This window comes from Chryseobacterium amylolyticum (assembly GCF_051011775.1).
Taxonomy (GTDB): domain Bacteria; phylum Bacteroidota; class Bacteroidia; order Flavobacteriales; family Weeksellaceae; genus Chryseobacterium.
In genome coordinates this window covers 220,709-233,293 of record NZ_JBPCHX010000001.1, presented here as the reverse complement: position 1 = coordinate 233,293, position 12,585 = coordinate 220,709, and the positions used below count along the sequence as shown (strand labels likewise).

Sequence of the window (12,585 nt, the reverse complement as noted above, 5' to 3'; positions counted from 1 at the left end):
AACAAAATATCAAAACCAATGAACACATCAGAGTTAAACAGTTTCATCGTGATACTTATCTATGGTTCATTGGTTTTGCTTTCTCTGCTGAAGCTGGCCAATCCTTTGAAAGTAAACCATAAGGCTAACTTCTGGTTTGGCATATTTCTTTTTCTGTGGTCTACCTTTTGGCTGGATGAGGTTCTGTTTCTCATTACCGGCTCAATAGTAGAATTCCATGCTCTCTTTTGGGTCAGATGTATCCAGTTTTTTACACCTATTGTTTTTTACTTTAGTGTGCTGTTCTATACCAACCCTTCCTTTACCTTTAAAATCACGGATATAAAGTTTTTATTGCTTCCCGCAGCTTTTCTGGGTTGTCTTATGCTGGTGAAAATGGGGTATGAGACACCATTTCAGTACATCAGTATTATTTTAATCCTGATTCAGGCTTTTTTCTATACCCTGCTTTCCTACATTACCATCAGAAAACACCAAAGGAGAATCCAGCAGTTTTCCTCCAATACGGAAGGTATCAATCTGAACTGGCTGGAGTATATCATTCTGGTAGTGCTTATCGTCAACATCATTTATATCATTTATAACCTGTTCTATGATCCGAAGTCACTGAACTTCTTTATCAACACTGCTTTTTTACTTGTGATATACTGGGTGGGATACTATTCCATGAAACAAAGAGAGATCTATCCTCTGGAAGAAAAACAGAGAGAAGAACTGATCTCTATTAATGAAGATTCCGGCTCGGAAGAAGTGAAGAGAAAGCTGATTTCTGATGAGGAATTGTTAAAGGTTAAAATTTCCCTTGAAACTCTTATGGAAATACAGAAACCTTATCTTGACAGCGAGCTGAATCTCATCAGGCTGGCGGAAATGCTGTCCGTTTCTACCCATCATTTATCTTATGTCATCAATACAGGTTTCGGGAAAAATTTCTTTCAGTATGTGAATGAGTACAGGATAGACCACGCCAAAAAACTTCTGAAAGAACCGGACAGCAAATTATCTATTCTGGGAATTGCTTACGAATCCGGGTTCAATTCCAAAACTTCTTTTAATACAACCTTTAAAAAAGTGACCGGACAAACTCCTTCCGAGTTTAAAAAATAAGTTCTGGTTTATAAGTTTTAACTTTTTATCGGTTTTAAATTGCTGATTTTTAGAATTTTGATATTTTTATTTTTCTCTGTTTAAAATCTGTTCGTCCGGATAATCCTGAACACTGGAACCTTGCTTCCACCATAGCTTTGTACCATAAAATGTAAACTTATGGATACCAAAGAATCATATGCGGTAGTAACGGGAGCAAGCCAGGGACTTGGAAAATCATTCGCTGAACAACTGGCAAAACAAAAGATCAATGTTATCCTTGTAAGCCTTCCGCATCAGAATCTCAAAGAACTTTCCCGCAAACTCGAAAAGCTGTATGCAATAAAAGTTCAGTATTATGAAACAGATCTTTCCGTGAATGAAAATGTCATGAAACTTACCGAATGGCTCAATCAGTCTTTTGCCATTCATATCCTGATCAATAATGCAGGACTTGGCGGAACTCAAAAATTCACAGAAGCCACTTCTGATTATATCAATACCATTTTGCAGGTGAATGTGGCGGCCACTTCTTTAATTACCCATCAGCTGCTTCCCAATCTTTTAAAACAGCCGAAAGCTTATATTCTGAATGTTTCAAGCATGGCTGCATTTTCTCCGATAGGCTTTAAGACGGTATACCCGGCATCCAAAAGTTTTATCCATTCCTTTTCAAGAGGACTGCATGAAGAGCTTAAAGGTACTAACGTCTTTGTAAGTGTTGTCAATCCGGGTGCGATGAAAACCAATACGGATGTTTGTAAAAGAATAGAAAAGCAGGGCTTTATGGGTCGGTTAACGCTTTTAGATCCTGATAAGGTAGCTTCTTACTGTATCCGGCAGTTATTTAAAAAAGATTCCGTAATTATGGTGAATCCAATCAGCTGGCTGGTGATGAAAATTTTACCCATATGGATAAAGCTGCCATTAATGACCCAGGCAATAAAAAGAGAGATCGAAGCATGAAAAAAATTTGCATAACCGGAGCTACAGGGCTTCTGGGAACTAATGTTATCCTTAAATTATTACAAAATGGTTATTCTGTTATTGCTCTGGTGCGCAAGAAAAGCAGCTGGCTGGGTGAAGAAAACGAAAATCTGGAACTGATAGAAACTGATCTTTTATCTGACGTTTCAGCTTATCTTAATAATATCGACTGTATCATTCATATAGCCGCAGAAACACGTCAGAATCTTATAAATTATGATGAATACAGGAAAGTGAATTACGAAACGGTTGTAAATCTGTTCACCTGTGCAGAGCTGGTGGGCGTAAAAAAGTTTTTATTTGTAAGCACGGCAAATACCATAGGATTTGGAGAGACAGCATTCTGGGGAAGTGAAAAAGCACCGCAGATATATCCTTTTACCCATTCATGGTATGCCCAAAGCAAGCTTGCTGCTGAAGATTATCTTTTAAAAAACTTTAAAAATACTGAGATTGTCATTGTAAATCCTACCTTTATGATCGGAGCTTATGACAGCAAGCCAAGTTCAGGAAAAATTATTTTCTGGGCCTGGAAAAAGAAAGTAATATTCTATCCGAAAGGAGGGAAGAATTTTGTACATGTGGAAGACGCTGCCATCGGGGTAGTGAATGCGATTGAAAAAGGGCGGAATGGTGAGAAATACCTTTTAGCCAATGAAAATTTGAGCTACAGAGAATTTTTCCGTAAAGTAAACCGGATTACCGGTCAAAAGCCAGCCATGATAGCTTTTCCCGACAAGGTATTGAACTTTCTTGGATTAATGGGTGACGGCTTGCGAAAATTAAAAATAAAAACCCATCTCAGCGCTTCCAATATGAAGGCACTTCAGATCCGTAATTATTATAACAACCGGAAATCGGTAGAAGAGCTTGGGATCAGTTACCAGCCTGTTGATAAAGCAATTGAAGATGCTGTACGGTATTTTGTGAAGAATAAAAAACATTGATTTTTATCCGTTAAAAATAAAAAAACCAGCTGTTGAGCTGGTTGTGTCAAATTATCTTGTAATTTTCTGCGTTACATTTTTATTGGAAATAACGCAGGCCTTGCTGCAGTTATTTGAACTTGAAATATTAACCTGTACCAATGCAGGCAATGATCTGTATTCTTCCTTATTGTAGGGAGCTTCTGTACCATTGCTTCCACCACCTTTAATATCATATTGTATTTGAGCCACTCCGGTAAACCCAACCGAGGGCTTGAAAGAAAGCGCTCCGGTAGTGGGAAAATAGGTCCATGTCCCCTGACTGTTCGTATAGACACCGCCTGTTATATTCGGAATCACAGCTCCGTTATTGTCCAGAAAACGGAATGAGTTAAAATCGAGATTATCGTACGAAAGCGTTGGCGGATTCTGACCGTTTGCTGAAGAATAGGCGGCATCATTAAGTAAAGGATAATAAGTAGATTTAATCCCCGGACAGCCTGCAAACAGATCATCCGTTACTTCGGCTGCATAAGGTCTTGTAACCCCCAGATTTTTCAACAAATGTATATTTCTGGCAGCTCCTGTAGAAGCCGCAAAACCAATTCTGAAAGTAGGAGGAGGTGAAGTATCCAGCGTTCTTACAGTAGTGTTGGATATGGTAGTCTCAGTATATTTCAGAGAAGTCGGGTAATAATAATTATCAATCACTTTTTCTTTCACAGTTCCGTGCTGTATTTCCAGGGTGACATTGTAGCCTCCGGCAGGATTGGGAACCAACGTAATATATGCTTTACGGAATCTTGCATCATTTTCATTCTGAGGAATTGTAGTTCCGCCACTTTCAATACTGAACTGCTGAAGATTCGGATTTTTGATACCGATATATTTTCCGGTCTGGGTGTCAAGATAAGCAGACCTGTTGCTGCTGGAGGGAGCTGCATTGGTAGCAGTACTGTAAAGCAGGGGATAACCGTTATATCCGGCAGGCTCAGCTGATGACAGGTATTGGTTTCCACGTTTTGCTCTTAGAGATACATTGCTTCTCCCATCTGCCAGTGTTACGCCAAAAATCCCGTTTCTAATCCTTTCAGTCTGTTTAAAGCTTGTTTTAAAATTCCCGAACTCATCCAGGCCTATTCCCAGATAGGCTCCTCTCAATCCTTCCGTAGATTCACCGCCACGTACAAAACTATATCCCAGTCCTCCGCCAAAATAGCCGAGATTGAGCTGCTCCTTAGGAATGGAACCATCTACTAAAAATATTGAAATACCATCTCCTCCGTTAGTATTTCCCCCGTAAATGGCAAATTCAAATTCGAATTTGATTCCCTGGTCACTTTTGAATATTTTATCTGCAAGGATAACTCCTCCCGAAATATTATTAACACTCCGGGTAAGCCTTAGCCCATCCGTGGTAAAAGTAGCATCATTCTGAACACCGCTGGTAGTCACCTTATAGGCCTCCTGAGGCTGTAATCCCTGTGTAAAATTGACAAAATAAGGATAACCGGTTCCCTGTTCATTCTGAGCCTGGATATTCTGTGTGAACATCATTAAAGGAAGCAGAAACAAAGCTTTTTTGTATTGTACAATTGAGGTACTTTTTATCATAGCTCAATTATTTAACAACAAAAACAATATTAATAAAAGAACAGTCTGTTGCTGCAGCCTTCACGTCGTAAGTCATTACACCATCATCAGAAATAGAAATATTACTGAATACATTGGGATCAGCGTCGGTTACATAATAATAAAGGTCTTTGCTTGAAGGGAAAAAAGGAATCGCAGCAGGAGCGCTGGTACTCTTCGCTTTTGGAGAACCGAACTGAGTTTTATACAGGGTATACAAATCTTTAGTCCGGCCATTGGCTGTGGTTGAAGTGTCAAAAGAAACACTGGGCATATAAAACATTTTTACAGCATTACTGCTGATACATAGCCAATCAGGTTTGGTTGGGGTTCCTATATTCTGGCTTAAACATTTCTTATCGGTGTCGTAGATAAGAAGAGAGTTGGCCGGATTGGCAATAGCATCTCTTTTTGCTGTGGTAAGTCTTGGTATCAGCAATCCTTTATTCTGACTGTAAATATCCAGCATGGCACTTCCGTCAGGCGTAGAGGTGTTAATGCCAACTTGGGCAAAAGAAAATGAACTAACTAAAACGATTGGTAGAAATAATTTTTTAATCATGATGAATTAATAATTTTTTATCTGTGTATTTTATGTGTTTATGTTGTGTTTTTTGAAAATCTGATCAGCTTTATTCCCAATGGATATAAGCATTTATGACAATTCATTGGAATAATGATTTGTACTGATATAATGGCGTGATGGGGTTCTCAGTCCCAAAACCAAGAACAGATTTAACCCGCATGTCTTAAAGAGAACATACCATGGCTTTTACCTGAAAGGATCGATAAAGTAAATTGATTTAAGAAGTCTGTAATATTGAATATATGACAGTGTATAAGTGAAAATCATAATTTGTGTGTTTTTGCAAATATACGAAAAAAACACTGAAAAGTCTGCTTTGAAGGGCTTGTGGATTGATTTAACACTATTTGTTAGTTAAATTACTGTGTTTTAATTTAAATTTTTATTAAAATAATAAGATTTATAAATTATTTTTAATGTATAAAATATTGCGTTCTTAGCCGTTGTATTATTTTTTTCAGCTGTTTTTTAAAATAGCTGAAAAATTTATTGAGAGAGCTTTTTTAATGCGTCTTCCAATAATGCTACAAAATTGACATGTCTTGTCTTATTGCTTTCAAAAATAAAATCCTTTATGCTTTTACTTTCATATTTACTGAAATCACCAACAATAGCTAATCCTATTCGATAGTTTGAGAATTTCTGAAGGATTTCACCTGCAATTTTTGTTTTTAAATCAAAGAATTCCGGCGTGATGTTTTTTTCATAAAGAATTACTTTGTCAAACCCCTGATAATAAATATTTCCCATGAGATCAAGCCCATCCTGTGCAGATTGGATAACCATATTGTCAGAAATTATTTCTGCTATTTTTATATTGTTGATTTCGTGTGGTTGAATAATCATGTTTACCGTATTGTTTTTTTTATGTCGTATAAAAAGTTTCCTAAAGGAAATGCATCTCCCTGATTGGTAAGCGCAATAATGCAGCTGTTATGCTTTAAATCTCTCCAGAATAAGGCTTTAAAGCCGTTCAGACCACCTGTGTGCATTGCTGATTTTCCGCCATTTTTATTCTCTATAAACCATGCAAAACCGTAGTCTGATATCTTTCCGTTGGACAATGGGAAAGGAGAATACATCATATTGGTATTTTCTTTGTTAATTAAGCTATAGTTTCGTAAAGCCTGATCAAATTTATAAAGATCTTCAGGAGTAGAGTAGATTCCACCATCACCGGTTGTTAAAATTGAATAACCATCAGGCTGTTTTTGTTTATTATATCCTGATGCTTTATTCTGAATAACTGTACCAGGTTCATATACATAAGTGTTACTCATTTTTAAAGGAGTAATAATCTGCTCATTGATATAGGTGCTGTAAGATTTCCCGGAAACCTTTTCAATAATCCGGGATAGAATAATATATCCGCTATTACTGTATTTAAACTCGCTGTCAGGAGTGAAATCAAGATTTTTAAGATCAGACAGCCAGTTCATTACTTCCTGATTGGTTAATCCCTTTTTAGAAAACAGATTTTCATAATCCCTGATTCCCGAAGTATGGTGCAAAAGCTGTCTGATCGTAATGTTTTTAGCATACTCAGGAAGCTTTATGAACCGGGAAGCTTTATCATCAAATTTCAATAAACCTTCTTGCTCCAGCATGATAATAGCTGCTGCCGTGAACGGCTTACTGAGGGATGCAATATAAAATGAAGTGTTTTTATCTGCCTTCAGTTTTTTTTCAAAATTGCGGAAACCCAGAGCAGTATCACAGACAATCTGACCGTCTTTTACAATCAGAACCGAACCGTTGAATTCTCCTTTATTGTAATATCCATTTATAACATCCTGAGGGTTCTGTTTACAGGATACCAGCTGAGTAATGAGTAAAACAAAGATGAGAAAGTTCCATGTCAAAGTTTTCATAGGTTGGTTATATGGAAGTAAAATTACTTATTTTCTTCCATAAATAAACCTGTCATTTTCAGATAAATCCTTCAATAATTGAGCGTTAGAAAAGTATTGATACAGTTCCAGCGTTTCGGGTCCTAATTTCTGGTTGATTTCTAAAAATAAAAGTCCATCCTCCGGTAAATATTTTTTGGCGTCTTCTGCAATTTTCCTGTAAAAGATCAAAGCATCAGCAGTGGGGGAGAAAAGAGCCATTTTAGGTTCAAATTCTTTCACTGAATCTGCAATTTCAATCGCTTCCTCAATCCCGATGTATGGCGGATTTGAAATGATGATATCATAGCTTTCACCCAATTCATAATTAAGATAATCTGCGTGGATGAAATTGATCTCCAACTGATGGTACTCTGCATTTCTTTTGGCGGTATCCAGGGCTTTTTCAGAAAAATCAACAGATGAAACATGGGCTTCAGGAAAATACTTTTTTAAAACCAAAGGGATAATTCCGCTTCCGGTTCCGATGTCTAAAATTTTTACATCCTGAACCTTAAACTTTGAATTTTTAATCTCCCTTATTGCGATTTCCAGCAGCTCTTCCGTTTCAGGACGGGGAATCAGTACATTTTCATCTACGAAAAACTTCATTCCGTAAAATTCGGTTTCACCCAGTATCTGCTGGTAAGGTCTTCCGGTTTTAAGTTCTGAGACGAGATGGCCAAGCTTTTCTTTATCAGCCGTTACAAGTTCCTGTTCGGAAAATCTTCTTTGCTGGAAATTATCAAAACCTGTAATCTGATGAATGAACAAAGACGATAAAAATGCACTTTCCGACTCAGTATAAAGGCCGGAAAGTTCTGTTTTGAAATATTTTTTAAAGGCTGAAATTGTCATTTATCTTGTAAAAACCAGTTTTGTATCTGTGGATTTTTCTTCATCAATTCTGTATCCTTCATAGTTGAATGCTTTCACATCCTCCAGGGTCTTGGCGTTGGTTTCTGCACAGAATCTTACTACAAGGCCTCTTGCATGCTTGGTGTAGACTACAATGGTCTTTAGTTTCCCGTCTTTTAATTCGTAAAAATCAAAGTCAATTACTTTATGGTTCAGCTTTTTTCTGTCGATTACTTTTCCGTACTCATTGCTGGCAAGATGAAGTAAAATTTCTCCTTTTTTCATTTCGGAATTCAGTTGTTCCGTGATCTTTACTCTCCAGAATTCATACAGGTTTCTGTATTGCCCAAATTCAAAAGGACGTCCCATTTCAAGCCTGTACAGCATTACTTTATCCGATGGTTTCAGTAAACCGTAAAGTCCGGAAAGGATTCTGTAATTTTTCTGAAGGTAATCTACTGCATTTTTATCCAGTGTTTTGGCATCCAGCCCCCTGTAAACTTCTCCTGTAAAGGCAAACATAGCCGGAGCAGATTCTTTTGCGGTAGGCTTGGATTTCCATTTTTGATTTCTTTCCCAGTTTTCATCAGCCAGTTTAGCTGATATTTCCATCAGTTCGGAAAGATATTTTGGTGATTTTTCTTTTAAATAAGATTGTATGAATGCAGCATCTTCAATGAATTTCGGGGTAGTGGTTTTCAACAGGTCCGTTGAATTTTCTACGTTCATCAGTTTTGCCGGGGATGTTATAATTTTCATAATGTTAAAATACAGATAAGTGTTTAATATCAATAAAATTCATACCTGTCATTGCTATAAAATCAATCATAAAATGACAGATAATCAGAACTTTAATGTTTGAATAGCGTTTGTAAAATAAGCCAAAAACAAGTCCGATAAACAAAGGCCCGAGAACCTGGGCTATGGTACCGTAAGTGCTATGCAGAATTCCGAATAAAACAGCTGAAATAATAATTCCTATTGCCGGATTGTAAATTTTTTCAATCCTGGACTGTATATAACCCCGCATCAGGAATTCCTCTACAATAGCTGCTGTAAGTGATGTAAAAGTAATTAAAAAATAGTTGTTTCTGAAAATAGGTATAAGATTCAGAAGCTTATCACTTACTTTTTCCTTTATAACAAACATACTAAAGGCATTCAGAATAGCTCCGCCGAATATACAGATAAAATATAAGCTCAGAACAGCTTTGATATAAAATCCTATGGCATATTTTTTCTCTTCTTTAAGCAAAAAAGAACTTTTCTCAACAAAAATACTGTACAGGAATACAATAATCAAAATGATCCACAGTATAATTCTGCTGAAAAAAAAATGATCTGCTGTAATTTTTCTTATTCCTGTAATCAAAGTGATCGCCGGATTAGAATAAAGCATCGCAGCAGCTAAAAGAATAAAAGTAAGTAAAATTCCTGCGGCATATTTCCCGGTAAGACTCATCATTCATTTTGAATTAAATAATTCCTTTTCCCTGACGGATAATCTCAGGTTCTCCTGATGTAAGATCTACAATAGTGGATGCCACATTATCCCCATACCCTGAATCAATCACAATGTCTACCAGGTGATCATATTTTTCTGCAATAAGCTCAGGATCGGTAGAATATTCAATGATTTCATCATCATCCTTAATGGAAGTTGAGGCAATAGGGTGTCCCAGCTTTTCAACAATAAGCTGCGGAATCGGGTGATCAGGAACACGGATCCCGATTGTTTTGTGACCTTTATAGGCTAAAGGTAAACTCTTATTGGCTTCCAGAATGAAAGTAAACGGACCCGGGAGATGGCTTTTCAGAAACCGGAAAACAGAGGTATCAATAGGTCTTGTAAAGTCGGACAGATGGCTGAGATCATTACAGATAATTGAGAATTTTGACTTCTCAAGCTTCATTTTTTTGAGCTGGGCCAGTTTTTCCATGGCTTTTATATCAAAAATGTTACAGCCTAAGGCATAAACCGTATCTGAAGGATAGATGATCAGCCCGCCATTATTTAATGTTTTAATAACCTCATTCACAAGATTTTCCTGTGGGTTGTCCGGGTAAATTTTCAATATTTTTGCCATAGAACAAAGATACAAATAATAAAATAGTTTTTATAAAAGTCCTTTATTTAAAAGAAAAATTAGGATTTTTAAAAATTATTCGTACCTTTGCAATCCAATATCGCGGGATGGAGCAGTAGGTAGCTCGTCGGGCTCATAACCCGAAGGTCATCGGTTCGAGTCCGGTTCCCGCTACTAAGCCAGTGTTTTCGGTAAACACTCTAAAAATACACCGCGGGGTGGAGCAGTAGGTAGCTCGTCGGGCTCATAACCCGAAGGTCGCACGTTCGAGTCGTGTCCCCGCTACTAAGCCAGTGCTTTCGGTAAGCACTCTAAAAATACACCGCGGGATGGAGCAGTAGGTAGCTCGTCGGGCTCATAACCCGAAGGTCATCGGTTCGAGTCCGGTTCCCGCTACTAAGCCAGTGCTTTCGGTAAGCACTCTAAAAATACACCGCGGGATGGAGCAGTAGGTAGCTCGTCGGGCTCATAACCCGAAGGTCATCGGTTCGAGTCCGGTTCCCGCTACTAAGCAAGCGTTGTCGGTAAACGCTCAAAAATATACCGCGGGATGGAGCAGTAGGTAGCTCGTCGGGCTCATAACCCGAAGGTCATCGGTTCGAGTCCGGTTCCCGCTACTAGACGAAAGAGAAGCAATAATATTGCTTCTCTTTTTTTGTGGCGTTTATGTAAACAAAGCGAATCAGTCCCGGAATGAAATTTTGCCGGGCACAGGCCTTATCTTTAAATTACAGCATCACTATTCTTTGCTTCCACTGTTGATAAGCTTCCCTCATACAATGTCCGCAGGGACGGTAGCTGTTTTGTAATGCCTCTTCCTCATCCTTGAAGAAAACCCTGTTTTCCATCTTCATTCTTTTCCCGGATTTGCAGCCAAGCAATCCGTAGATTTTTAATTTTTTATTTCCTCCAAAACAAATTTCTCTGCTGTGGATTTTACTTCTTAGATTTCCGGGGGATAGTTGCGAATGAAGAATCATAATAGGTAAAAACTAATTGACTGCATCATGGAAAATAATACCCAAGGCACAGCGGTTTCCTTCTTTAACTTCACTTACGCCATGTTTCATATTAACCCTGTAATATCCTTTTGTACCTTTTTCCGGTTTAAACTGAGTCGTGAAAATAAGGGCGTCTCCTTTTTCAGGCTTTAAAACGACGGCTTTTGACTGTGCTCTCGGAGTTTGCTGGGTAAGCACAAACTCCCCACCCGTAAAATCCTTGTCAGGTTCGCTAAGCATTAATACAATCTGAATAGGGAAATATATATCCCCATATAAGTCCTGGTGCAGCGTATTAAAACCACCTTTTCCATATTTCAGAATTAAAACAGTAGCTTTTTGCTGTCCGTTGGCATGACATTGATCCAGAAATTCCTGATGCTGCAAAGGAAATTGAGTATCAATATGTAATGCTTTAAACCATGAGTTGGCCGTCGACGCCAGATAAGGATAAATAGTTGTTCTTATGGTTTGAATCATTTCAGGTAACGGGTAATTAAAGTACCTGTATTCCCCAAGGCCGAAACGGTGTCTGGCCATCACCACTGTTTTGCGGTAAAGAGCAGAATGGTCATAATTGGATTTCAATACTTCGCAATCATCCTCAGATAACAGTCCGGGAATAATGGCATATCCGTTTTGATGCATTGTTTCCGTAAGTTGCTGCCAGTCTGTATTTTTTATTTTATGAACAATATCTTTCATTGGTTTGATTTTATCTGCAAAAATCTGACGCTGTTCAGAATGATACAATCCGAAACATGCGGTATTTGCGATTTACAACTTAATAATTACCAGATGCAGCTTATCTGGCCTATTGATTTACTATTTTTCTGGATGATGTCACCGGCCCTGTTTAAGGCTACTTTTGCCATGTAATAAAAAATATAAATAACAATGAATTACACTATGAAAAAGGCAAGCCTTGAGGATCTTGATGAAACGGCTGAGTTGTTCAACCTTTACCGTGTTTTTTACAGACAGGAACCGGATGTTGAAAAAGGAAAAGCTTTTCTCAAAGAACGGTTTTTAAACAGTGAGTCGGATATTTTTCTTGCCATAGCTGATGGGAAAGCAGTAGGATTTGTACAGCTTTATAAATTATTCCATTATACGAAGCTACAAAAGCAATGGTTATTAAGCGATCTGTTTGTTCACCCTGATTACAGAGGAAAAGGACTTTCTGTAGCGTTAATTGACCGTAGTAAGCAATGGTGCGAAGAGACAGGAGCATGTGGGTTAATGCTTGAAACAGAAAAAACCAATACTATCGGTAACATATTATACCCACGTTGTGGATTTGAGTATGATGGGATGCACAACTATTACCATTGGTGGAGACAGGAAAAGTAGTATTACTTCTACAATGTTGAACGTATAATTCTACAGGTATTGTTCTACTGATAGAGGGCTTAGACCTATTTTTGTAAAGCTCTTACAGATCATGGGTAGGACAGTTGATCTGTAGAGTGTATGCAAAAAAATCTCTGCCTAATTTTCTACTTTTTCCCCAAGGGTTTTATGATTAGTACC

At 37.8% G+C, this 12,585-nt stretch carries 14 protein-coding genes and 5 tRNA genes; 9 read left to right on the top strand and 10 right to left on the bottom strand.

Features of this window, described 5'->3' with window-relative positions; translation table 11 throughout:
- The first annotated feature begins 18 nt into the window (after positions 1 to 18).
- From ACR1PO_RS01140 to ACR1PO_RS01130, 3 genes are all read left to right on the top strand, one after another.
- Entirely contained in the window at positions 19 to 1,107 is a 1,089-nt protein-coding gene (locus ACR1PO_RS01140) for a helix-turn-helix domain-containing protein (protein ID WP_433985523.1), read from the top strand.
- A gap of 159 nt (positions 1,108 to 1,266) precedes the next feature.
- Entirely contained in the window at positions 1,267 to 2,052 is a 786-nt protein-coding gene (locus tag ACR1PO_RS01135) for an SDR family NAD(P)-dependent oxidoreductase (protein WP_433985522.1), read from the top strand.
- The gene (locus ACR1PO_RS01130; protein ID WP_433985521.1) at positions 2,049 to 3,020 is read left to right on the top strand and encodes an NAD-dependent epimerase/dehydratase family protein; all 972 of its coding nucleotides are present in this window, start codon (positions 2,049 to 2,051) and stop codon (positions 3,018 to 3,020) included. The genes ACR1PO_RS01135 and ACR1PO_RS01130 overlap by 4 nt, the downstream gene beginning before the upstream one ends.
- Positions 3,021 to 3,071: 51 nt before the next feature.
- Here ACR1PO_RS01130 and ACR1PO_RS01125 read toward each other — a convergent pair whose 3' ends face one another.
- The 8 genes from ACR1PO_RS01125 to ACR1PO_RS01090 form a co-directional block, all read right to left on the bottom strand.
- The gene (locus tag ACR1PO_RS01125) at positions 3,072 to 4,613 is read right to left on the bottom strand and encodes an L-type lectin family protein (protein WP_433985520.1); all 1,542 of its coding nucleotides are present in this window, start codon (positions 4,611 to 4,613) and stop codon (positions 3,072 to 3,074) included.
- Positions 4,614 to 4,620: 7 nt separating this feature from the next.
- Positions 4,621 to 5,193, bottom strand: coding sequence for a phage tail-like protein (locus ACR1PO_RS01120; RefSeq protein WP_332386516.1), 573 nt, complete (start codon positions 5,191 to 5,193; stop codon positions 4,621 to 4,623).
- Between the two features lie 510 nt (positions 5,194 to 5,703).
- Positions 5,704 to 6,063: a DUF4180 domain-containing protein gene (locus ACR1PO_RS01115; RefSeq protein WP_433985519.1), complete on the bottom strand. Its 360-nt coding sequence runs from the start codon at positions 6,061 to 6,063 to the stop codon at positions 5,704 to 5,706.
- 2 nt (positions 6,064 to 6,065) lie between these two features.
- The gene (locus tag ACR1PO_RS01110; RefSeq protein ID WP_433985518.1) at positions 6,066 to 7,088 is read right to left on the bottom strand and encodes a serine hydrolase domain-containing protein; all 1,023 of its coding nucleotides are present in this window, start codon (positions 7,086 to 7,088) and stop codon (positions 6,066 to 6,068) included.
- Between the two features lie 27 nt (positions 7,089 to 7,115).
- Complete coding sequence (prmC, locus tag ACR1PO_RS01105; RefSeq protein ID WP_433985517.1) at positions 7,116 to 7,964, bottom strand: peptide chain release factor N(5)-glutamine methyltransferase; 849 nt, start codon at positions 7,962 to 7,964, stop codon at positions 7,116 to 7,118.
- Positions 7,965 to 8,723: a peroxide stress protein YaaA gene (yaaA, locus tag ACR1PO_RS01100; RefSeq protein WP_433985516.1), complete on the bottom strand. Its 759-nt coding sequence runs from the start codon at positions 8,721 to 8,723 to the stop codon at positions 7,965 to 7,967.
- Between the two features lie 4 nt (positions 8,724 to 8,727).
- Entirely contained in the window at positions 8,728 to 9,429 is a 702-nt protein-coding gene (locus ACR1PO_RS01095) for a CPBP family intramembrane glutamic endopeptidase (protein WP_433985515.1), read from the bottom strand.
- A gap of 10 nt (positions 9,430 to 9,439) precedes the next feature.
- Positions 9,440 to 10,051 (bottom strand): L-threonylcarbamoyladenylate synthase, encoded by a 612-nt coding sequence (locus ACR1PO_RS01090; protein ID WP_002978952.1) that lies wholly within the window; start codon positions 10,049 to 10,051, stop codon positions 9,440 to 9,442.
- Between the two features lie 101 nt (positions 10,052 to 10,152).
- Here ACR1PO_RS01090 and ACR1PO_RS01085 point away from each other — a divergent pair.
- The 5 genes from ACR1PO_RS01085 to ACR1PO_RS01065 all read left to right on the top strand — a co-directional run bounded on the left by ACR1PO_RS01085 (position 10,153) and on the right by ACR1PO_RS01065 (position 10,668).
- A tRNA-Met gene (locus tag ACR1PO_RS01085) sits at positions 10,153 to 10,225 on the top strand.
- Between the two features lie 38 nt (positions 10,226 to 10,263).
- Positions 10,264 to 10,336, top strand: a tRNA-Met gene (locus ACR1PO_RS01080).
- 38 nt (positions 10,337 to 10,374) lie between these two features.
- Positions 10,375 to 10,447: transfer RNA gene (locus ACR1PO_RS01075), tRNA-Met, on the top strand.
- Between the two features lie 38 nt (positions 10,448 to 10,485).
- Positions 10,486 to 10,558 (top strand) — tRNA-Met (locus ACR1PO_RS01070).
- A 37-nt stretch (positions 10,559 to 10,595) separates the two neighbouring features.
- Positions 10,596 to 10,668, top strand: a tRNA-Met gene (locus tag ACR1PO_RS01065).
- A gap of 111 nt (positions 10,669 to 10,779) precedes the next feature.
- Here ACR1PO_RS01065 and ACR1PO_RS01060 read toward each other — a convergent pair.
- Together ACR1PO_RS01060 and ACR1PO_RS01055 are read right to left on the bottom strand one after the other, a co-directional pair.
- Positions 10,780 to 11,031 carry an Ada metal-binding domain-containing protein gene (locus ACR1PO_RS01060; protein WP_433985514.1) on the bottom strand — a complete coding sequence of 84 codons (252 nt, stop codon included), beginning with the start codon at positions 11,029 to 11,031 and terminating at the stop codon, positions 10,780 to 10,782.
- A gap of 12 nt (positions 11,032 to 11,043) precedes the next feature.
- Positions 11,044 to 11,757, bottom strand: a complete 714-nt coding sequence (locus ACR1PO_RS01055) for a 2OG-Fe(II) oxygenase (protein WP_433985513.1) — start codon at positions 11,755 to 11,757, stop codon at positions 11,044 to 11,046.
- Positions 11,758 to 11,949: 192 nt separating this feature from the next.
- On the opposite strand from ACR1PO_RS01055, the gene ACR1PO_RS01050 reads away from it, so the two are divergent.
- Positions 11,950 to 12,405: a GNAT family N-acetyltransferase gene (locus ACR1PO_RS01050; protein ID WP_332386526.1), complete on the top strand. Its 456-nt coding sequence runs from the start codon at positions 11,950 to 11,952 to the stop codon at positions 12,403 to 12,405.
- Positions 12,406 to 12,585 lie beyond the last annotated feature (180 nt).